A 21,363-nucleotide genomic window follows, 5' to 3' on the forward strand; every position below is an offset into this window, starting at 1 on the left:
ACTATACCCTTTGTTGGCTTTAGTACGAAATTTATACCTGTGCTACAAGGCATTCGCTTCAGCTAAAGGCAGCACGACTCAAATCCCACTTTTTATCGTAAATTTGTGTAAACAGCTGCAAGCAATGGCAGAAAATTATACTTCAGACTTTGGTACCATCCTGCTCTTCCTGATAGGAGGCGCTATATTTGTAGCAATTGGTTTGCTTACCAGCAGGCTTATTCGCCCGAACAGGCCCAACCACGAAAAGCTGACAACTTACGAGTCGGGGGAGGAGCCGATTGGTAACGCCTGGGTGCAGTTCAACCCACGCTTTTACGTAATTGCGCTTATTTTCATCATTTTTGATGTGGAGCTGGCATTTCTGTTTCCGTGGGCCACAGTGTTTGGCCGCAAAGATTTGATAGAGGCTACAGACGGTGCCTGGGGTTGGTTTGCGCTGATAGAGATGTTTATTTTTATTGGGGTGCTGGTGTTGGGTTTAGCTTATGCCTGGGCTAAAGGGCACCTGGACTGGATAAAGCCAAAACCTATACTTCCGGAAAGCCGATCTAAAATACCCATGGATGTGTACCAGCAGTTTAACGCGCAACAGGACAGCAAGCATAAAGTATAAACACCTTTACCAATCATACATTAACTTAGAATTACATTGGATAAGACAGGAGAAGGCGGTGTAGTAATCACCAAACTGGACGATTTGCTTAATTGGGCGCGGCTTACGTCGCTGTTTCCGATGGGCTTTGGCCTGGCCTGCTGCGCCATTGAGATGATGGGAGCTTACGCATCTGGTTACGACCTGGACCGCTTCGGCATTATCCCCAGGGCTTCTCCAAGGCAGTCGGATGTGATGATTGTGGCGGGTACGGTTACCTTTAAAATGGCTGACCGTGTGCGCCGCCTTTACGAGCAAATGCCAGAGCCACGCTATGTAATATCGATGGGCAGCTGCTCTAACTGCGGTGGGCCGTACTGGGAGCATGGCTACCATGTAGTTAAAGGCGTTGACAGGGTAATACCGGTGGATGTGTATGTGCCTGGTTGCCCGCCAAGGCCTGAGGCCTTGATAGGCGGCTTTCTGAAACTGCAGGAGATCATCCGCAAAGAAACCATACGCGCCCCAAGGGCCGTGCAGCAGATTATGGCAAAGCGTGCGCAGCAGGGGCAACCAGTCGCAGACGCAGATTCGCTTTCTTAGTTTGCCTGTTTACTTACCCAAAGCCAGAAGCCGTGAATTTTGAAGAAATAAGAGATTTTATAGTTGATACATTTGGTGCCGGGGTTATACTTGAAACCAAGACAGATAACCTGCAACCATACCTGGTTTTACAGGCGGAGCGCCTGCCGGAAGTTTGCCTGCAGTTGCACGATAACGCACTTACCTACTTCGATTTCCTGTCCTGCATCACAGGCATCGACAACGGCCCGGAGGCTGGCACCATGGAGGTAGCTTATAACCTTTACTCTATCCCCTACAACCACCACCTGATGCTGAAAGTACGGGTACCGCGCAACACCGCAGGCGAACCGATGCCTGCAGTACCAACGCTTAGCCACATCTGGCGCACCGCCGACTGGCACGAGCGTGAGATCTTCGATTTGCTGGGCATTTACTTTACTGACCACCCCGATATGCGCCGCATTCTCTGCGCCGCCGACTGGGAAGGCCATCCGCTCCGGAAAGATTATAAACTACAGGATTATTACCACGGCATTAAAGTGCCTTACGACCAGCACAACGAAAACAGCGGCTTCCGTGGCGAACCAGTTAACCTGACTGCTAAACCAGACAACGAGTTTGGTGATAAGCGGGAGAAGCCGGAGTAGCACCAGGTCCAAGCACCCTGCTCCTCCTTGTCTAAGGCGGGAAATTTTTACTTACTGCTTCATCTGCCATCAATAAAGTAAATAAAATGTATTTTGTAGGGACAGGTCGCGACCTGTCCGGGGATGGCCGTAGCAATGAAACTCATACTACAACCAATGTAATACCAGATTCCCCGCCTTAGACATGGAGGGGCCAAGGGTGGTTGGACTGCAGGCGTTGTAAACAAAAAGACCACCGGATATACTTCCGGTGGTCTTTTTGTTTATACTTTGACGGCTATACTTACTGCACATTTTTGAAGAATGTAGGCGAGCTGCCATAAAGCGGCGTACGGCCATCCCACTTCTCAATAAACTGTTGTTGGATAAGCAATGGTGTAAGTGTACGCTGGCGCAGTTCGTTTGCTCTGGCTTCGGCCTCGGCTTCTACAATTTTCTTGCGGGCCTGTGCTTCTGCTACCTTTAACTCGTTTTCTACCTGCATGGCCTGCTGCACAGCTTTGTTTTTCAGGTTTACAGCCTGCACAATTACCTCAGGGTATTGTAAACCGCTGGTCATTTGCTCTAGCTCAAAACCTTCTTTGCGCAGGGCTTTGTCTAACGCTATCTGTACTTTATCCTCAAAACTCTGTCGGTTAGAGATAATGCTGTCTGTGGAGTACTGGTTGAACTGAATACGGAAGGCGTCGCGGGTGTAATTATAGAGAGTAGTCTGCGTAATCTGCTCTATATCTTTGCGGTACTTGGCAAAAATGCGCGGGCTCTCCCCTCCTATTACTCTAAACGATATGGTAGGGTCTACTGTAAATACCGAACCATCTTTTGCGTTCACGGTAAAGGCTGCATAATCTACTGTCTGCACAAATGTCGGAAACTCAAACACCTCCTCCGTGAAAGGGTTGTACCACACGCGCCCTGTTACAAGGCTAACATCCTGGACACCTTTTTCGGAGCCGTAAAGCTTAACCAATACACCTTCGTGGCCTGCATCTATGCGGGTGCAGGATTTCATGGCGCTAACAGAGAAGACAAGTATAAGTATAAAGCTGATGATCCAGGTGAGGACCTGACGGGTGCTGTTCATAGGTTATGATTTAAGCTTATTGATGGAAAAACGAATGACAAAAAAATTGGCTACAACCAGCACAAGCAGGAGTCCTAAGCCAATGGCTACTTTCAGGTCAGAGGGCTCACGTACCAGCGAGGCCACTTCCGTAAAAGTTAATATATCGACCAGAAGCAGCAGGCCGAGTAAAATGATGTATCCAAATTTCATAAAGACAAAGGAGAATTAAGTAGCCACCCAGGTAAAGCAGCCAGAAGTATAATTATTACCAAATATAGCCTATTTCCTATAACTCTACAAGACTAACCTGTGTTAGAGAACAGAGAATGTAGCAGTTACAGCGTTTTATAGGTAAGCACCCAGTAGTATGTCAGGTTAACGAATCGGATATCGGTGGCGATGCCTTGCAGCAGTTGCCGAAGCTGGTTTTCTGTTGGGAAGTTTTTAAGTACCTGGTGCATGCTGCCATCGGAGAGGGTGCGGGTTTGGTAGGTATTCTGGTACTCATCGTGGTAAGTCAGGGGCAGACTGCTGCCTTCCACATAGTTGTTATCCATCAACACTACAGTACCGCCAGGGTTTAAGCAATTGTGTATGATATCTAAAAAGGCACCTACTTCCTGCAGCTTAACATGCGACCAAATAAAGGATCCTAGCAGGCTTTCGTACCTGGCCATTTGCTTCAGCTTAAAAAGGTCTGCCTGCTTGTAATTAACGTTCTCATTGGGGTAATGCTTTGCCTGGGCTATTTCCAGAACAGCATCGTTTACATCGGTGGCAAAAACGTAATGCGCAGTTTCGGCAATGCGCTCTGTCCAGTAGCCGGTGCCGCAGGCCACCTCAAATACTGTTTTATCTTTAAAGATGCCCTGCAAAAGTGTGGTTAGCTGCTGCAACTCCTGCTGCCGCTCAGGCTTCTGGTATACCTGCTCATACTCCCGGGCCCTTTTTTTATAGTACTGTATCAGGTCGGTGTTCATGGTTTTAAGGTTACTGCTCACGATACGCGTGCATCCCGTGGGCTAGTAGTAGCCGGCATAGGGTAGGCACACCTTTTTGTAAAACAGAATTTAACGGGTTTCTATATTCATCCCTTCAAAAAAAGCCTTTAACTCATCTGCAATAGGCTCTATTTTGTTTATATGTCTTTTGCCTCCACTTTTCAACTCTAACCTGAGAAACAAAGCTCCAAATCTTTTCTTAAAAACAGCTGCTTTAATCTCCTTTACTTCTATTTGGTTTATCGTTGATTCAAGCAGCCTAAACACAATCGCCCCTAAGTGCAGCACCCCAATTACTAATCCAGACCACAATAAAAACTGGTCACCTGTTTTTGTATACCTGCCTACAGCTACGATGCCATAAAAAACCCAAATGCCTGAATAAAAAACCCTCTCCCATTTATACCTCCTGGCATTATCCCGGATCGTGATCTTGTCTTCGCTTAATATTATTTCTCCTTTCTCTAAGGGCAAACTTCTTTCCATATTTTAGTGGCATTGATGATCTGTGACGGCTTGTATAAAAAGGGCAGTTTTACCTGCATGACCGTTTAAACCTATTATTGAGTTGAAAAATAGGAGTAAAGCCAGCTTAACATGTTACAGCTGCTCCTTTTTATACCTTGTTAGCTGTCGTGGTTATAATGGTTTTACAGGTATGCACATATCAAATATATGCAGCTTTTGTGGATGCTTCTCAGCCTCATTCAAGTGGTTTATGTAAAAATTTCTATTATCTGGTTGATATCCATTAGCAGGAAACCATTCCTCAAAAATGTAGTCCCATGTTGAAAAACATTCGGCCATCGTGGCTTCTTTATGCACGACCGCATACATACCACCAGATAGGGTAGTCTTCCCAACGATACCTTCACCTTCAATCTCTTCCGGAACTGTCAGGCAAACATCCGCCTGAATCATACCATCCAGGTTAGGATTACTTCTATAAACCGTCAACGCTTTGGTTTCAGGGAAATTGACCAGCCCCCTTGGAGCTGCCCACCTTATCAGTGCTTCGAACATTTTCCCAAATGTTTCGCTATCATGCAGGTGGATATTGAGATTTCTTACATACACCACATGCAATTCGGGTAATTCTTTAACTTCTACTTCAATAGCTTTGCCTTTGTCCATACTTATAGTTTTTAAGTTATAAATTTTGGAGGCAAGGTACTGTTGTGCTTCATTTTCGAGATTACTTATGTTGCTGTCTTGCTTACAATTCTTGCTATTTCCTTTTTGGTGGCTGTCTCTAAACTCAGTTGCAGTGATGCCATGCACTTCTTTAAAGCTCCTATAGAAGGAGGTTTCAGTAGCAAAGCCGCTTTGATAAGCAATATCAGAAATAGGGGTAGAAGGGTTATTGTTCAGGTAAAACATGGCCCTTTCTACCCGGGCGGTTTTGATAAAGTTATTTAATGTCGTGCCCGTTAAGGCCTTGAAAATGCGATGGAAGTGAAATTTTGAGAAATTTGAAATCTCCGCCAGCTTATCAAGTGATAAATCTGCGTCGAGATTGGATTTGATATAATCAATGGCTCTGTTTATTCTGAAAAAATATTCGTTCAAAGACTGTTCTTTTTTCAATTTGTTCGTGCTCTTCATTTACTTTTCCATAACAGCTAACGGTTTGGCCTAATAAGGTGTGTGAGGCTTAGCCGAAGCATAACTTATAGGCTGGGTTATGTGTATTTGTTCAACTTCTACTTATTTAGCGCATACTCACCAAGACAAGTAAGCTGGAACAGCCCATTTATTCATACTTAGTATGGGCTTAAGTTCTGTTTATACTTTCGTACAAATTCTTCTGCTTCTGACATATTTTCTGGATAGGGAACAACTACATAACTCCCATCTTCAACCTTTTCATAAACATGGTGAAAGAAGCAGCCATTATTCTTGAGATACCCCGCTATTTTCCATTTCTTTATGTCACTACTTTTTGGCGGTCGAAATTTGTGATTAATTAATGTTGTAATACTTCCACATTCTGGACATGTAAGGTTTATTTCATCCGAGGGATTCTTATAAATGCTGAATGCCTTTCTACAGTTAAAACAAACTTTTTTATGTCCCATATTATCAATCTATAATTTCCTATTGCACATAACTACTGTGTATAAGGAACTCTATTCCTGCTATCCGACCAAATCCGACGTATAGACGGAACTGGATTACCGAATATACTATATATTATGAAATTTATATAATACGCATGTACAAAAAGCACTCTTAATTACCTGCTGCATAATTCCCTCATTTTTCCGAACTTTGTTACGCATTCATCATTAAGCATTCATACTTGAGCCAGTCTACCATCTACAAAAATTACCTGCTGCAGTCGGAGCCAAACAAGTTTAGCCTTGATAACCTGAAGGCTGGCGAAATGATTGTGAACATGGGCCCGCAGCACCCAAGCACGCACGGTGTGTTGCGCCTGGAGGTAGTTACCGATGGCGAGATTGTGCAAGACGTGGTGCCGCACGTTGGTTACCTGCACCGCTGTTTCGAGAAGCACGCCGAAAGTATGGCCTATAACCAGACCATCCCCTACGTAGACCGCATGGACTACCTGGCTGCCATGAACTCGGAGCATGTATGGTGCATGGGTGTAGAGAAGTTACTGGGTATTACAGATCAAATTCCGAAGCGGGTAGAGTATATCCGGGTGCTGGTGGCGGAGCTAAACCGCATTGCCTCGCATTTTGTAGCCATTGGCACGTATGCTATCGATATCGGAGCCTTTACGCCCTTTCTATGGATGCTGCGCGACCGGGAGCACATACAGCGTTTGCTGGAGTGGACCAGCGGAGCGCGAATGCTATACAACTACATCTGGGTTGGCGGCTTATACTACGACCTGCCAATCGGGTTTGAAAAGCGCTGCCGTGAGTTTATCGATTACCTGCTGCCTAAGCTCGACGAAATAGACACCATACTTTTAGAGAACAAGATCTTTATAGACCGTACGGCCAACGTGGGTGTATTGCCTTTGGATGTAGCCATAAACTACGGTTGCTCCGGCCCCATGCTGCGCGGCTCCGGCCTAAAGTATGATCTGCGCCGCATAGACGGCTACAGCGTTTACCCGGAGCTGGAGTTTGACGTACCCATAGGCCAGGGCTTAGCTGGCACCACCGGCGACTGCTGGGACCGCAACTACGTACGCGCCCTGGAGTGCCGCGAGTCGGTTAAAATAATCCGCCAATGCCTTGATAAACTTACCGGCGAATATAAACGCACCCCTGATTTTGACCCGCAGGCAGCTTGCCCCAAAAAGATGCGCATGACGGGCAGCCAGGAGTTATACTTCAGGGCCGAAACACCACGTGGCGAACTTGGCTATTTCTTCCGAACAACCGATAAAAGCGATGTGCCTTTCCGTTGCCATGGCCGCTCTCCCTGCTTTTCTAACCTGTCGGTGCTGCACGATATCTCTAAAGGCTGCATGGTTGCCGATTTAATAGCCATAGTAGGTTCTGTTGATATTGTACTAGGAGAGTTGGACAGATAAGTTTGCGCTTTACATTTCTGCAAGCAGCGTGCTGGATCGATTGTCTATACTTTAAGCAGCAACCTGTGCATGAGGCAGTAGCTTCTGATAAAATCACCTGCTGCCCGGCAATAATTGCAGATAACTTCTGCTGTGGTGGCACGATTTTTACACGCTGTGGGTTTGTATAACATCACTAATTAAAATCAGAACATACATTGAGATTAGTTAAAAGCCTGACAGCACATCTGCTCGCGGTATCATTGGTGGCAAGCCCTTTTGTAAGCCAAGCCCAGCAGCAGCACTTCCTAAGCCAAACTACCAGCCCGGTAAGTATACCTGCAGATGCAGCAACTGCAGCGCTTCCTGGCACTTTAGCAGACACACTTTATACTTTACCCGATACAGTTGGCAACGAAGAGCTGACTATCATCACACTACCTGCCGATACTGTTTATCCAGGTCAGAAAAGTCCGTTTACAGAGTCGCAGCTACGCGAAGGCAGCAACAAGCGCTTTTTACTGCGGGCTGTTTTACCGGCTGCTGCGCTAATTGGCGCCGGTATTTATACTATACAAGGCAATGGCTTTTACAGCAGCCACGACCTGCGCGATGCGCGACACAAACACACACCCAACTTTAGCACCAAAGTAGACGATTACCTGTTCTTCCTGCCGGTGGCCTACATGTATGGCTTTAATGCGTTTTCATCACAAAATCGCCACGACATACGCCGCCAGACAGGCCTTTTACTGGCATCTGGTGTGCTAACTTCTGCTTTAGTTTGGCCTACTAAAAAGCTAACAAACATAGATCGCCCTAACGGCGAGAACCACGCTTTCCCATCGGGCCACACAGCTTATGCCTTTACCATTGCCACCATCGTAGACAAAGAGTTCCGCCACAAAAGCCCCTGGATAAGCGTGGGAAGCTATACTATTGCAGGAGCAACAGGCGCGCTGCGTGTGCTAAACAACAAACATTGGATGGCCGATGTACTGGCAGGTGCAGGGGTGGGTGTGCTATCTGTAAATACCGTATACTGGCTCCACGACAAGATCTTCCGGAACAAAGGCCTGAATACAGCAGTTATGCCAACTGTACTGCCAAATGGTTCTCCGGGCATGGGGCTAACAGTCAGGTTTTAAAACATAAAGTATAGCCATAAGAAAAGGCGCTTATTCCGTAGCAGGAGTAAGCGCCTTTTCTTTTTATATTTACCACATGCCGAAGATACTGATACCTGTTTTATACTTTATACTTGTAGCCACCGCTGCCATTGCGCAGGTGCCTGGCGTGCATGGCGTAGTGCGTGATGCCAAAACAAACGAGAAACTTGCTTTTGTAAGTATAGCAGCCAACAACGGCGAAACAGGTACCACCACCAACCTCGAAGGCCAATACCAGCTGCGCCACAACAGGCCCATCCATACGTTGCGCTTTAGCTATGTAGGCTACGAGCCGCAGGTAATCTTACCTGACTCTCAGGAAGCGATTAATGTATACTTGCAGCCATCTGCGGCACAACTGCAGGAGGTAGTGGTAATGGGCTCCGGCACAAACCCGGCGCACCGCATTATCCGGCTTGCCACCCAAAACCGTGACCGCAACAGCACCGATAACCTGCCGGCTTACACCTACCGCACCTACAATAAATTTATACTTACTGCCGTAGATGCCCAGGAAATTGACTTAAGCGACACCTTACGCCTATCGGAGCAGGACACATCGTACCTGAAAATGCGCAGCCTGTTGGCAAAGCACCACCTGTTTCTGATGGAGAGCATCACCGACTATGCTTACCTGAAGCCTGATAAAGTGAAAGAGACCATACTAGCCACGCGCGTGTCGGGGTTGCAGCAGCCAAGCTTTGGTATTGTAGCCGCAGAAAGCCGCGATTTCTCGGTGTATGAAGATATGCCTGTGTTTTTTGGGAAGCGTTACCTTAGTCCATTAAGCCCGGGCAGCACCCGCAAGTATAACTTTACACTTCAGGAAACAAATGTTATTGGCCAGGATACTGTCTTTATCATTTCGTTTAGTCCTGAGCAGGGCAGGAATTTTGAGGGCTTACAAGGTCTTTTATACATCAACAGCAACGGGTGGGCAGTACAAAACGTGCTGGCGCAGTCCGCTGCCGGCGATAACAAGCAGGGTATAAAATTACAGCAGCGCTTTGAGCAAACCGGTCCGCAAAAACGCTGGTTCCTTACTGAGCTGGATGTGGAGATAACCATTCCGCAACTCTCTATGAAGGGGCACCAGCCCTATGGCCGCCTCCGCACCTACATCACCAATATTAACCTGAACCCCAGCCTGCGCAAATCCGACTTTGGAGTGATATCCTTGCTGCAAAAACCCGATGCACACCTGCAACCCGAAAGCCTGTACCAGCGGCACCGCCCCGACTCGCTAAACGCCAAAGAGCAACTCACCTACACCCGCATGGACAGCGTAGGCAAAGCTGAAAACATGGACCAGACTATCCGTGTGATGGAGTACCTCGTGGCAAAGCAAATTCCGGTTGGGCCAATAAGTTTAGACCTGGATCGCCTGTTTAGGGTTAATGCTTTTGAAGGGCTGCGTTTAGGATTAGGCGCGCATACCAACGGTTTGTTTTCGGAGCGGTTTATACTTGGCGGCTACTGGGGTTTCGGCTTTAAAGACGATGAGGCAAAGTATGGTGCCGATGCCACAGTAATACTTCATAAACCGTCGGAGTTTCAGGTAAAGGCGGCGTTTTTTGAGGATGTGCTGGAACCGGGTGGCAGGCGCCTTCCTTTTCAGCCGCGTAAATTGTTAACTGACCTGCGCCCTGCCATACTTACGCACCTAAACTACACCACCCATAAAAGTATAGCTTTAGCCGGCCGGCCGGCACGCTACCTGCAGGCGCAAACGCAGCTTAGGCAGGAGCAGCACAGGCCAACCTTATTCGCACCAGACGATGCTCCGTTGCCTGAGTATAACTTAACCGAAGCTGTTGTAAGCCTGCGCTATGCCTACGGCGAAAAATACATGCAACAGTTTAACCAGCTACTGCCAGTTAGTTCCGATCACCCGGTGGTTTGGCTGCAATATACACGTGGTTTAGATGGCTTGCTGGACGGCGGTTATACTTACAATAAGTATGAGGCAAGGCTGGAGGCTACAGTCAGGCACCGCACATTTGGGCAGAGCAGCTTTAAACTTACCGGTGGCTTCGTAGATGGAAATGCCCCTTTCTTTACGTTGTTTAACGGCTACGGCAGTTATAACCCCAACTACAAAGTATACTCCGGCGACGGCTTCGAAACAATGCGCCCTTACGAGTTTCTATCTGATAGATTTGCAGCCCTCTTCTTTTCTCAAAACTTTGGCAAGCGATTTCTGCGCACCAGTTTTTTTAAACCCGATGTAGTGGCTGTTACCAACATTGGCTTCGGCGACCTAAAACATACCGCACCAGAGGTTTCAATAGAGGAGATAAGCAATATGCGCAAAGGCTTTTATGAATCTGGGTTGATGCTGAACAACGTGATCAGCTCTGCTTTCTCGGGTGTGGGTATCGCAGCATTTTACCGCTACGGCCCGTATGCCCTTGAAAAAGACAAAGACAACCTGCGCGTGAAGATGACGCTGACAATCGCCTTTTAGCCACAGTTGCTACCAGAGTATACTTGATCAGCAGTAAAACTCATTTTAGCATTCCAAGTATATTTTCTAAAATACCTGCTATACTATGAAACTCCTTTCCGCAGCGCAAACAAAGGAAGCTGACGCTTATACGATAAAAGAAGAAGGCATCACCTCTGCTGACTTGATGGAACGTGCCGCTAAAGCCTTTACAAGCTGGTTCGAAAACAAATTCCAACCATCAGAGCGCGTGTATATCTTCTGTGGGCCGGGCAATAATGGCGGCGACGGTTTGGTTGTGGCAAGGCTACTGCATCAACGGAACTATACGGTACAGGTATTTTTAATCGGAGATACAGCAAAAGCCTCTGATGATTTTAAAATCAACCTTGAAAAGCTTTCAGACGAGCTGGCACCAAAGCATACCACAACAGCCAAACAGATACCAGATCTACCTGAAAGTATACTTGTGATTGATGCACTTTTCGGAACCGGCCTAAACCGCCCCGTTACAGGTGTGTTTGCAGAGGTAATTACTGCGCTTAACAGCAGCACAGCCAGTTGCGTTACTTCTATTGATATGCCTTCGGGCCTGTATGCCGACAAGCAGACACCAGCTGAAGGTGCCATCATCAAAGCAAATTACACGATTAGCTTTCAGTTACCTAAACTGGCTTTCCTGCTACCACAGCATGAGGAATTTGTAGGCGAGTGGCATGTGGTACCTATCGGGCTCAGCGAAGAGTTTATATCTGAGGCCAAAACAGCGTTACACGTTACCACACACCAGGATGTGCAGCACATACTTAAACCACGAAAAAGGTTCTCGCATAAAGGCATTTACGGGCATGCGTTGCTTCTGTGCGGGGGCTTTGGCAAAATGGGGGCTGCTGTGCTGGCTGCACGTGCCTGCCTGCGCAGCGGTATAGGTTTGCTAACGCTGCAAGTGCCATCAGCTGGTTATACGGTGCTGCAAACGGCGGTGCCTGAAGCCATGACGCTGGCAGATAAAAATCGAAAACATCTCTCGGAGCTTCCTCACGATATCGAAAAGTATAATGTAATAGGTATTGGCCCGGGCTTAGGAACAGAACGCGTTACCAAAACGGCTATTGGGCAACTATTGGCTACATCTGCGCATAGTTTAGTTATAGATGCCGATGCCATCAATATCATTGCCAGCAGCGATAAGCTGAAAGCACAGCTTCCCCCAAACAAAGTCATCTTTACGCCTCACCCTAAAGAGTTTGAGCGACTAGTGGGCAAGAGCAACAACGATTATGATCGCCTAAGGGATATGCTGGAGTTTTGCCAGGTGTACAAATGCTATATTATTTTGAAGGGCAACAATTCTGCTATAGGCACCCCAGACGGCAAGTTATACTTTAACACCACAGGCAACCCCGGTATGGCAACTGGTGGCACCGGCGATGTGCTGACAGGTATAATTACAGCCTTAGTGGCGCAAAGTTATACTTTAGAAGAAGCTTGCTTGCTTGGTGTATATGTACATGGCCTGGCCGGCGACCTGGCTTTGAAGGAGGTAGGAGAGATATCGATGACAGCTTCTGACTTGATTGACCACCTGCCACAGGCTTTTCTGCACCTGCAGCAGTTTAGCTAAAGGCAAGATATACCAAACCCGCATGCAGCAACATGGCACCATCAGCCAGAAGGGCATAATAAACTCTTGGCTTATGTTCGTTTGCCAGCAGCACAACTATTGCAGCAGCCAAAGCGCTTACAATCAGAGCTACCAGCACCTCTCCTGTTTCTGTTTGCATTGCCAGCAACGTATAAACCAGCAACAGCACCAGCGACACCAGCTTTGTACTTTTCACGCCAATAAGTCCCGGTACTGTTAAGGTATTCATAGCTCTGTCGTAAGTATAATCCCTGATGTCAAACAGCAGCGCGAGGGCAAGTATAAACAGGAAGCGGCGCAGCAACAATAGCAAGGCCTGTGTATCCAAGGCTTGAACCCCAGCATCCAGCAGCGGGAACCATGCCGTTACCACCGCCCATACATAAGCTATCAGAAATACTTTAAGCAATGGTATACTTCTCAAGGGCCGCACCTCATTTGATTTATACACAATAGGTACTGTATAGCCTACCGAGATTACCGCCAGATGCAGCACAACCCACAAGTTTACGTCCAGCTTAAAGTATAAGTATATGCCTACTGCCGCAGCTATACTTACTGCGCCAATTATAGCCAGCGCCTTTTTATTTCGCTGCCACCACTCTGTGCTTGTTTTATACTTTGTTTGATGTGGCCTCCGGATAAAACTGTAGACGCTGCTTAAGTTGTAGGTAAACAAAGTTGACAGGAAAACAAACACGGCCATCGGCAACGAGATAGGTAACCCCGCCAACTTATAGGTTTCGATGGTAAGGCTAAAGGCGCAACAGGATATAAATACGCTGCTGTATACAATGCCGCCCAGCAATTGCTCTGCCAGTTGCGGCTGGCTTTTATACTTACCAGTTATACCTATGTGTTGGTTTTGCGCCATTACCTGCAATTACGCAACAAATACTGCGCGTGTCAAACTACGTAATAAAAACAAAAAGCCTGGCACAGGAAAACTCCCACACCAGGCTTTTACAGGAAAAGTATTTTTGTTACAGCGTCTGCACCTTCTTTGGCTCGCCAAATGTAGCATTGTAAAGCTCGATGCTTTCCTGAATGATCTTGTAAGCGTGCTCACGACCCAGGAATTGCTCCACGATAACTTCTTTGTGCTCCAGTTTCTTATAGTCTTCAAAGAAACGGCGCATCTCCAGCAATGTGTGTGGCGGCAATTCTGAAATATCATTGATGTGGCGCACCGACATATCGTTGTAAGCAACTGCGATGATCTTGTCATCTTCTTCGTTGTTATCGATCATCTGCATCACACCAATCACTTTTGCATCAATCAGGCACATAGGCTGTACATCAATCGAGCAAATTACTAAGATATCCAAAGGGTCTTTGTCGTCGCAGTACGTTTGCGGGATAAAGCCATAGTTAGCAGGGTAGTTAACTGATGAGAAAAGCACACGGTCAAGCTTGAGCATACCGCTATCCTTATCCAACTCATACTTTGCCTTCGATCCTTTTGGAATCTCAATTATTGCGGTTACCACTTCGGGAGCTTCATCGCCGTAGCTCACGCTATGCCATGGGTTGTTGTTCTCCATATTCTCCATTTTAAAAAAATTTAATTGCGCCGTCTTATCTCTCTTCTTCAGGCACTATGTTTATTTCATGTATTGTTGTAATGGTTGCCCTACGCTTCCGTTTGGCTCCTGTATATACAACCAGGAGGCAATGGTAGGGGCAATATCTGTTACTTTAGTTTCAATAGAACTTTCTCCTGGCTTTACATTCCAACCATACCATACTAGTGGCACGTGTGTGTCGTAATTGGAGTAGGACCCGTGTGTAGTTCCGGTTGGTTTTCCAGAGCCGTACCCTTCAAACCAGGCTGGGCTCAAGACCAGTACTACATCACCACTTCTGGATGGATAAAACCCGCGCTCTACGCGACCTAAAGCTCCACCAGCCCAGCTTGTAGTGGCAAGGCTTGACCCTGTTACAGCCCGCTCCACCTGAGGCAGCTGAATAACATACTCTGCTACCCGCTGCTGCACTTCGCTTAAAGGCAACTTCTTACTATCTATCAGCTTTCTGTTTAGATAAATCTGCTGGTTCATGTAACGCTCTATCCAGGCTCCCTTGCCATAAAGCTTGGTTAAATAATTCTGAACAGAGTCTTTGACAATAGCTGAGGTTGAAACGCCTGCAGGTACTTTATACTCTGTTAGGTAAGCTGGCACGTGCGCTGCACCATGATCAGAAGTCAGGAAGAATAGCACATTGCCAGCTCCTACTTCAGCCTCTATTTTATCAATCATATCCCCTAACTCACGGTCAAGCCTCAGAAATATGTCCTGCGCCTCAATAGAGTTTGGTCCAAAAGTATGGCCTACATAATCTGTAGTAGAGAAACTTACCGTTAAAAAGTCTGTATGCTTGCCTTTTCCTAGGTTTTCGCCTTTCAGAGCAGCTAGTGCGAAATCCCTGGTTATAGTGTTACCACCTGGTGTTGAGCGCAGCAACTCAAAACCCTTTTTTCTTATTGCTGGCAGGTTATGCGGGAATACCGGTTTATCTTCGCCTGATAATTTACCTTCCCACGGCATGTCATCTGCTGTACTCTCTGTATACTGCTCAATCGGCAACATGGTATTCCAGACCTGGCTCAGGTACTGATCCGGGTATTGCTGCTGGTTAAACTCCTGCACCCAAGCCGGTAACTCGCTTTTATAAAAAGTACTGGTTATAAAATATCCGTTCTCCGAATCAAACCAGTAGGCGCCATTTGCAAGATGCCCCGCCGGAAGTATAGAACCTCTGTCTTTTAGTGCTACCCCAATCACTTTAGAGCCCATATTGGTAGCCAACTTGAGTTCATCTGTGATAGTGGTTGTTACCATATTGGCTGGCGACATTTCACCTGCATCAGAGGTGCTGCCAACTGTTTTTACATTCTTATCCTCTGTACAGTATATTACCTTGCCCGTGTTTCTGTCGTACCAACTGTTGCCTACTATACCGTTCAAAGCTGGCTCGCTGCCTGTATAAATAGAAGCATGGCCTGGTGCCGTATAAGTGGGCACGTAACTGTAATGTGTATTCTTGAAGTTAAAACCTTTGCGCAGCAGCTTTTTAAAACCATTGTCGCTATACTTGTCCCAATACCGATACAGGTAATCATAGCGCATTTGGTCTACTACTATTCCTACTATAAGCTTTGGCCTGTTCAGATCTGTAAATGCAGTACCTTGCTGGCTACTAGCTGGTGTAAGTTGGGCTGGTTTTGTACAGGCGCTAAGCACGACAACCATTACAGCAGCCGCTTTCACCCATACTTTTACCTTTGTTAAGTCTTTAATCTTCATTGGTTTGATGTATACTTACTACAAATATAACATGCACTTATTTTAAAATGCCTGTTTATTAACTGTTGTAACTTAAATTTTTCAATTTGATAACAAGCAGCAGTAGTACTAATACAAAAAAGAAGCAGCGCCCACCTGATTGATGGGCGCTGCTTTATAAAGTTTCTTGCTCTTCTTATTTTGAAGCCAGAGCCTCTGCACCACCCACAATTTCCAAAATCTCTTTTGTAATTGCAGCCTGGCGCGTCCTGTTGTAGGTAAGCTTCAGTTCTTTCAGAAGTTCGCCTGCGTTTTCTGTTGCTTTGTCCATCGCAGTCATTCGGGCACCGTGCTCAGAGGCATTAGACTCTAAAACAGCTTTGTATACCTGAATTTTCAGCGATTTAGGGATCAGCTCCTGAATAATTTCTTCTTTGGAAGGCTCAAAAGTATAATCCACTAACATAGCAGAAGCGTTCTCCTCAGCTGGCTTCTCTTCCAATGGCAGGAACTGCTCTATCTGCACCACCTGTGTCGCAACGTTTTTAAACTCATTGTACACAAGGTCGATCTGATCAAATTGTCCTTTTGCAAAACCATCCATGGCATACTCAGCAGCTCCACGTACCGTATCAAAAGACAGGTTTGAAAAGACGCCTGTAAAATCACCATTTACATTGTAGCCTCTTTTCTTTAAAGCTTCAAGCGCTTTACGACCGATAGCTAGTATAGTAACGTTGCCAGCTGCCTGTTGCGCGCTATACTTTGTTTCGATCAGAGAGACAACGCCTTTTATGATGTTTGAGTTAAAAGCACCAGCCAAGCCACGATCAGAAGAAACAGCAATGATCAGAACTTTTCCTACGTCACGCTTCTCTGTGTATATATTTGTTACTGAACCCTCTGCCATCGAAGACAAATTGGTTAGTATACCGCCAAGGCGCTGAGCGTAAGGGCGCATACGCATGATATTATCCTGTGCACGTCTAAGCTTAGCAGCCGCCACCATTTTCATGGCTTTTGTTATCTGCTGCGTAGATGAGATGGATGTAATGCGACCTCTAACCTCTTTTAAACTTGCCATATTGTTGTTGCTATGAGCATAAATCAGGGGTTTACAGCTTAAACTACAAACCCCTGATCATTTAATCAGACTATTTTTTATATCTACCTGATACTTCTCTAGCAACCTGCTTGATTGTATCTGTAGTTGCATCATCTAACTTACCAGTTTTCAAAGCGCCAAGTACGTCACCATGCTGGGCACGCATTGTAAGAAGGAAGTCTTTCTCGAAGTTTCTAACCTCAGAAACAGGAACGTTATCCATCAGACCGTTTGTAGCGCAGTAGATAATTGCTACCTGCTCTTCTACAGATACAGGAGAATACTGTGCCTGCTTCAGGATCTCCAAGTTACGACGACCACGCTCGATGGTAAGTTTAGTTGCCGCATCAAGGTCAGAACCGAATTTAGCGAAAGCCTCTAGTTCACGGAACTGTGCCTGGTCAAGCTTAAGCGTACCCGCTACTTTCTTCATCGACTTGATCTGAGCAGAACCACCCACACGAGATACTGAAATACCTACGTTAATAGCAGGACGGATACCTGAGTTGAACAGGTTAGTCTCAAGGAAAATCTGACCATCCGTAATCGAGATCACGTTTGTTGGGATATAAGCAGAAACGTCACCAGCCTGCGTCTCGATAATTGGAAGGGCGGTAAGTGAACCACCACCTTTAACCAACGGACGAAGCGAATCCGGTAAATCGTTCATGTTCTTTGCAATCTCATCAGATGCGTTAATCTTAGCGGCACGCTCTAATAAACGAGAGTGCAGATAGAATACGTCACCTGGGTAAGCCTCACGCCCTGGAGGTCTTCTTAAAAGAAGAGACACCTCACGGTAAGCTACAGCCTGCTTAGAAAGGTCATCGTATACTACCAGCGCAGGGCGGCCTGTATCACGGAAGAACTCACCAATAGCAGCACCTGTAAATGGCGCGAAGAACTGCATAGGAGCCGGATCAGAAGCTGAAGCGGCAACAACTACAGTATAATCCATGGCTCCACCTTTCTCAAGCGCCATAACTACCTGCGCAACAGTAGATGCCTTTTGGCCAATAGCCACATAGATACAGAACACAGGCTCGCCTCTCTCGAAGAACTCACGCTGGTTCAGGATAGCGTCAATGGCAACAGCTGTTTTACCAGTCTGGCGGTCACCGATGATCAACTCACGCTGACCACGGCCGATTGGAATCATTGAGTCAATCGCTTTGATACCAGTCTGCAACGGCTCGTTTACCGGTTGACGGAAGATTACACCTGGTGCTTTACGCTCAAGTGGCATCTCATATAATTCACCCGCAATTGGGCCTTTACCATCAATAGGCTGACCAAGTGTGTTAACCACACGGCCAATTACACCTTCGCCAGCTTTGATAGAGGCGATACGGTTTGTTCTTTTAACGGTAGCTCCTTCTTTGATCTCGCTGTAGTCACCAAGCAATACGGCACCTACGTTGTCCTCTTCCAGGTTCAGAACGAGTGCCTGAAGTCCGTTCTCAAACTCTAATAGCTCACCAGACTGTGCTTTGGACAGGCCATAGATACGAGCGACACCGTCACCCACTTGTAGTACAGTACCAACTTCTTCCAGTTCTGCCTCAGAGCGGAAGTTTGATAGCTGCTCTCTTAATATGGCTGATACTTCGTCAGGTCTTACTTCTGCCATGATTATAGTTTATTAATGTATGGGTTGTCTTTGAATTCATTTCTCAGCTTGCGAAGGTTATTTTTCACAGAACTGTCTATTTGTTTATCACCTACTTTAAGCACAAAGCCGCCGATAAGCGATGGGTCAACGATCTCCTTTAATTGAATCTTTTGACCATACTCCGCCGCCAGCTTGTTTATTAACTGCTCACGTAGTGATGCTGTAAGTGGCAATGCGGATGTTACCTGCGCCTTAACAATACCTTTAATGGCATTGTACTGTTCCTCGAAAGAAGCAGCGATAAACTCCAGGTGAGATTCACGCTGTTTACGAGCTATTATGCTGAAAAATGCCAGCGTAAGCTCCTGCACCTTTCCTTTGAAAACTCCGTTCAAGATTGCCAGCTTTTTGTCTGGCTTAACTACCGGGTTTTGAAGCAACAGTTGAAAATCGCGGTTCTGAGAAACTACTGTTGCTAACAGCTGCATATCGCTATGCACTTGCTCCAGTATACCTTTCTCATTCGCCAGTTCAATCAGCGACTTCGCGTATCTGGAAGCAACTCTAAATTCTGACATAATGCTTGTTTATGATGCAGCACTTCCTTTCGGTTACGCCGCCATTAGATTCTTTTAGTTAAGCGTTACTTCACGGATATAATCCTCAGCCAGCGTTTGCTGTGCTGCCGGATTGCTAAGCTCTTTTCTCAGAATGCGCTCAGCAATATCAAGAGAAAGTGCAGCAGCCATGTTTTTCACTTCTGTGATAGCAGCACGCTTTTCGTTTTCGATTGCCTCACGAGCTTGCGCTATCATGCGGGCACCTTCTTCGTTTGCTTTGTTTTTAGCTGACTCTACAAGTGCATTACCGGCATCAGAAGCTTCTTTTAAGATTCTGTCACGCTCCAAACGTGCTTCTGCTAAAAGCTTCTCGTTATCTGCCTTTAAAGACTGGATCTCAAGCTTTGCTTTTTCAGCAGCGCTTAACGCATCTTCAATAGATGCTTCACGCTCATGAAGCGCCTTCATGATTGGCTTCCAAGCAAACTTAGCAAGCAAGAACAGAACAATCAGAAATGTTACTAGCTGCCAGAAAATTAGACCGATACCTGGGGTTACTAACTGCATTGTTTATTTTGTTAGAGAAATTGGTTCTGTTTTAAATAGTCTCGATTTTACTCTGGCAGACGAGCACCTTTTACTGCCTTAAACTACTTTTAATCTCATCGTCCGGACCATTCGTCCGGACGTGAGATTAACAAAAGCTTTAATTAGCCTTTGAAAGAGATTAACAAGCAAACTACCACACCGAATAGTGCAACACCTTCGATAAGGGCGGCCGCGATAATCATGGCAGTCTGGATTTTACCACCAGCCTCAGGCTGACGAGCGATAGATTCCATGGCAGAGCCACCGATTCTACCGATACCCAAACCAGCGCCTAGAGCTACTAGACCAGCACCGATACCGGCACCCATGATAGCTAAACCAAAATCGGTAGTCGCTGCTTGAAGCAAAAGAGCTAATAACATAATAGTAGTTATATAGAGTTAAAAAATAAAAATTCAGAATTAATGAGCTTCACCGTGTGCATGCTCGTCGTGGTGATGCTCTTCTACAGCGCCACCGAAATACATCGCAGACAAAAGGGTGAAGATGTAAGCCTGCAATAGCGCCACGAACAACTCCAGGAAGTTCATGAAGGTAGCAAACGCCACACTCAAAGGACCTACAGCAATGCTCTCGAAAATAAAGATCAAGCTAAACAGGGAAAGAATGATAATGTGACCTGCCGTGATGTTTGCAAAAAGTCGAACCATCAGGGAGAACGGCTTGGTGATGATACCGATTAACTCAACAGGTATCATGATAGGCGCCAACCATACCGGAACCCCAGGAGTTGCAAAAATGTGACTCCAGTAATTTTTGTTACCGCTAAACACAGTTATTAGAAGCGTGAAAGCCGCCAACACAAGTGTAACTGCAATATTACCAGTTAAGTTAGCACCACCTGGCATCAAACCAAGCAGGTTATTAAACCAGATAAAGAAGAAGATTGTAAGCAAGTATGGCATATAGCGCTCATACTTTGGACCAATGTTCGCCTTTGCGATTTCATCACGGATAAAGATAATGATCGGCTCGAAAAACGACTGCATACCTCTTGGAGCTTTGCCAGCGTTCTTCTTGTAGGAAGATGCAATGCTAAAGAACACAAAAAACAAGAGTGCCACACTAACAAACATGGAAGCCACGTTCTTGGTGATCGAGAAATCATACAATCCAGAGTAATCCGCTATAGACTCTCCCTCAGCATTAGCCTTATAAATGTGGCCATGCTCCATTACATAACCATTATAAGGCACTACATCATGAGCTTCGTTGTAGAAATTGCTTGATGAAAACACATTCACCTCTCCGTTATCCACCAGTATTACTGGCAAATAAAGAACTACACCATCTGCAAAATGCCAAGTATAATCATCTGCGATGTGATGCGTTATCATATCGCCTGGCTTAAACTCGCCGCCTTCTGCCGGTTCAGCAGCATGAGCCGCTATTGTTAAGAAGGAAAACAGTAAAACTAATAACTTCTTCATTAAGAGAGATTTAGAAACAGATTTTATAAAGCAAAGCCTTATTTTTGATCCTGCCTTTTCAAATTCGGGCGCAAGTTAGCCAATAAGCTGTAAATTTCAAACCCGGTAAATAG

At 46.0% G+C, this 21,363-nt stretch carries 22 protein-coding genes; 7 read left to right on the forward strand and 15 right to left on the reverse strand.

The window, feature by feature from the left end:
* Positions 1 to 124: 124 nt before the first annotated feature.
* The 3 genes from Q1A23_RS00190 to Q1A23_RS00200 are packed head-to-tail and all read left to right on the forward strand — an operon-like array spanning position 125 to position 1,827.
* Entirely contained in the window at positions 125 to 616 is a 492-nt protein-coding gene (locus Q1A23_RS00190) for an NADH-quinone oxidoreductase subunit A (RefSeq protein ID WP_299817774.1), read from the forward strand.
* 36 nt (positions 617 to 652) lie between these two features.
* On the forward strand, positions 653 to 1,198 hold the full coding sequence (gene nuoB, locus Q1A23_RS00195) for an NADH-quinone oxidoreductase subunit NuoB (protein ID WP_299817777.1): 546 nt from the start codon (positions 653 to 655) through the stop codon (positions 1,196 to 1,198).
* Positions 1,199 to 1,230: 32 nt separating this feature from the next.
* Positions 1,231 to 1,827 (forward strand): NADH-quinone oxidoreductase subunit C, encoded by a 597-nt coding sequence (locus Q1A23_RS00200; protein WP_299817779.1) that lies wholly within the window; start codon positions 1,231 to 1,233, stop codon positions 1,825 to 1,827.
* A 283-nt stretch (positions 1,828 to 2,110) separates the two neighbouring features.
* Here Q1A23_RS00200 and Q1A23_RS00205 read toward each other — a convergent pair whose 3' ends face one another.
* From Q1A23_RS00205 to Q1A23_RS00230, 6 genes are all read right to left on the reverse strand, one after another.
* On the reverse strand, positions 2,111 to 2,911 hold the full coding sequence (locus tag Q1A23_RS00205) for an SPFH domain-containing protein (RefSeq protein ID WP_299817781.1): 801 nt from the start codon (positions 2,909 to 2,911) through the stop codon (positions 2,111 to 2,113).
* A 3-nt stretch (positions 2,912 to 2,914) separates the two neighbouring features.
* Positions 2,915 to 3,103 (reverse strand): hypothetical protein, encoded by a 189-nt coding sequence (locus Q1A23_RS00210; protein ID WP_299817782.1) that lies wholly within the window; start codon positions 3,101 to 3,103, stop codon positions 2,915 to 2,917.
* A gap of 125 nt (positions 3,104 to 3,228) precedes the next feature.
* On the reverse strand, positions 3,229 to 3,873 hold the full coding sequence (locus tag Q1A23_RS00215; protein WP_299817783.1) for a class I SAM-dependent methyltransferase: 645 nt from the start codon (positions 3,871 to 3,873) through the stop codon (positions 3,229 to 3,231).
* A 90-nt stretch (positions 3,874 to 3,963) separates the two neighbouring features.
* A complete protein-coding gene (locus tag Q1A23_RS00220; RefSeq protein WP_299817784.1) occupies positions 3,964 to 4,380 on the reverse strand; it encodes a hypothetical protein in 417 nt (138 codons plus the stop codon).
* A gap of 153 nt (positions 4,381 to 4,533) precedes the next feature.
* Positions 4,534 to 5,481 (reverse strand): AraC family transcriptional regulator, encoded by a 948-nt coding sequence (locus Q1A23_RS00225; RefSeq protein WP_299817785.1) that lies wholly within the window; start codon positions 5,479 to 5,481, stop codon positions 4,534 to 4,536.
* 176 nt (positions 5,482 to 5,657) lie between these two features.
* Positions 5,658 to 5,972, reverse strand: a complete 315-nt coding sequence (locus tag Q1A23_RS00230; protein ID WP_299817786.1) for a hypothetical protein — start codon at positions 5,970 to 5,972, stop codon at positions 5,658 to 5,660.
* A gap of 224 nt (positions 5,973 to 6,196) precedes the next feature.
* On the opposite strand from Q1A23_RS00230, the gene Q1A23_RS00235 reads away from it, so the two are divergent.
* From Q1A23_RS00235 to Q1A23_RS00250, 4 genes are all read left to right on the forward strand, one after another.
* Positions 6,197 to 7,408 (forward strand): NADH-quinone oxidoreductase subunit D, encoded by a 1,212-nt coding sequence (locus Q1A23_RS00235; protein ID WP_299817787.1) that lies wholly within the window; start codon positions 6,197 to 6,199, stop codon positions 7,406 to 7,408.
* Positions 7,409 to 7,605: 197 nt separating this feature from the next.
* Positions 7,606 to 8,535: a phosphatase PAP2 family protein gene (locus Q1A23_RS00240; RefSeq protein WP_299817788.1), complete on the forward strand. Its 930-nt coding sequence runs from the start codon at positions 7,606 to 7,608 to the stop codon at positions 8,533 to 8,535.
* 76 nt (positions 8,536 to 8,611) lie between these two features.
* On the forward strand, positions 8,612 to 11,023 hold the full coding sequence (locus Q1A23_RS00245; RefSeq protein WP_299817789.1) for a DUF5686 and carboxypeptidase-like regulatory domain-containing protein: 2,412 nt from the start codon (positions 8,612 to 8,614) through the stop codon (positions 11,021 to 11,023).
* Positions 11,024 to 11,108: 85 nt separating this feature from the next.
* Positions 11,109 to 12,626: an NAD(P)H-hydrate dehydratase gene (locus tag Q1A23_RS00250; protein ID WP_299817790.1), complete on the forward strand. Its 1,518-nt coding sequence runs from the start codon at positions 11,109 to 11,111 to the stop codon at positions 12,624 to 12,626.
* Here the strand turns inward: Q1A23_RS00250 and Q1A23_RS00255 are convergent.
* The 9 genes from Q1A23_RS00255 to atpB form a co-directional block, all read right to left on the reverse strand.
* Positions 12,619 to 13,521: a hypothetical protein gene (locus tag Q1A23_RS00255; RefSeq protein WP_299817792.1), complete on the reverse strand. Its 903-nt coding sequence runs from the start codon at positions 13,519 to 13,521 to the stop codon at positions 12,619 to 12,621. The two genes, Q1A23_RS00250 and Q1A23_RS00255, sit on opposite strands and share 8 nt — an antisense overlap.
* 109 nt (positions 13,522 to 13,630) lie before the next feature.
* Positions 13,631 to 14,191: an inorganic diphosphatase gene (locus Q1A23_RS00260; RefSeq protein WP_299818820.1), complete on the reverse strand. Its 561-nt coding sequence runs from the start codon at positions 14,189 to 14,191 to the stop codon at positions 13,631 to 13,633.
* 60 nt (positions 14,192 to 14,251) lie between these two features.
* On the reverse strand, positions 14,252 to 15,955 hold the full coding sequence (pafA, locus tag Q1A23_RS00265; protein WP_299817794.1) for an alkaline phosphatase PafA: 1,704 nt from the start codon (positions 15,953 to 15,955) through the stop codon (positions 14,252 to 14,254).
* 175 nt (positions 15,956 to 16,130) lie between these two features.
* Positions 16,131 to 17,018: an ATP synthase F1 subunit gamma gene (gene atpG, locus Q1A23_RS00270; RefSeq protein WP_299817796.1), complete on the reverse strand. Its 888-nt coding sequence runs from the start codon at positions 17,016 to 17,018 to the stop codon at positions 16,131 to 16,133.
* Between the two features lie 70 nt (positions 17,019 to 17,088).
* The gene (gene atpA / locus Q1A23_RS00275) at positions 17,089 to 18,669 is read right to left on the reverse strand and encodes a F0F1 ATP synthase subunit alpha (protein WP_299817798.1); all 1,581 of its coding nucleotides are present in this window, start codon (positions 18,667 to 18,669) and stop codon (positions 17,089 to 17,091) included.
* A 2-nt stretch (positions 18,670 to 18,671) separates the two neighbouring features.
* Entirely contained in the window at positions 18,672 to 19,229 is a 558-nt protein-coding gene (gene atpH / locus Q1A23_RS00280; RefSeq protein ID WP_299817800.1) for an ATP synthase F1 subunit delta, read from the reverse strand.
* 54 nt (positions 19,230 to 19,283) lie between these two features.
* On the reverse strand, positions 19,284 to 19,778 hold the full coding sequence (locus Q1A23_RS00285; RefSeq protein ID WP_299817803.1) for a F0F1 ATP synthase subunit B: 495 nt from the start codon (positions 19,776 to 19,778) through the stop codon (positions 19,284 to 19,286).
* A gap of 143 nt (positions 19,779 to 19,921) precedes the next feature.
* A complete protein-coding gene (atpE, locus tag Q1A23_RS00290) occupies positions 19,922 to 20,182 on the reverse strand; it encodes an ATP synthase F0 subunit C (RefSeq protein WP_299817806.1) in 261 nt (86 codons plus the stop codon).
* 39 nt (positions 20,183 to 20,221) lie between these two features.
* On the reverse strand, positions 20,222 to 21,250 hold the full coding sequence (atpB, locus tag Q1A23_RS00295) for a F0F1 ATP synthase subunit A (protein WP_299817809.1): 1,029 nt from the start codon (positions 21,248 to 21,250) through the stop codon (positions 20,222 to 20,224).
* Positions 21,251 to 21,363 lie beyond the last annotated feature (113 nt).

The organism is uncultured Pontibacter sp. (assembly GCF_947492645.1).
GTDB lineage: Bacteria > Bacteroidota > Bacteroidia > Cytophagales > Hymenobacteraceae > Pontibacter.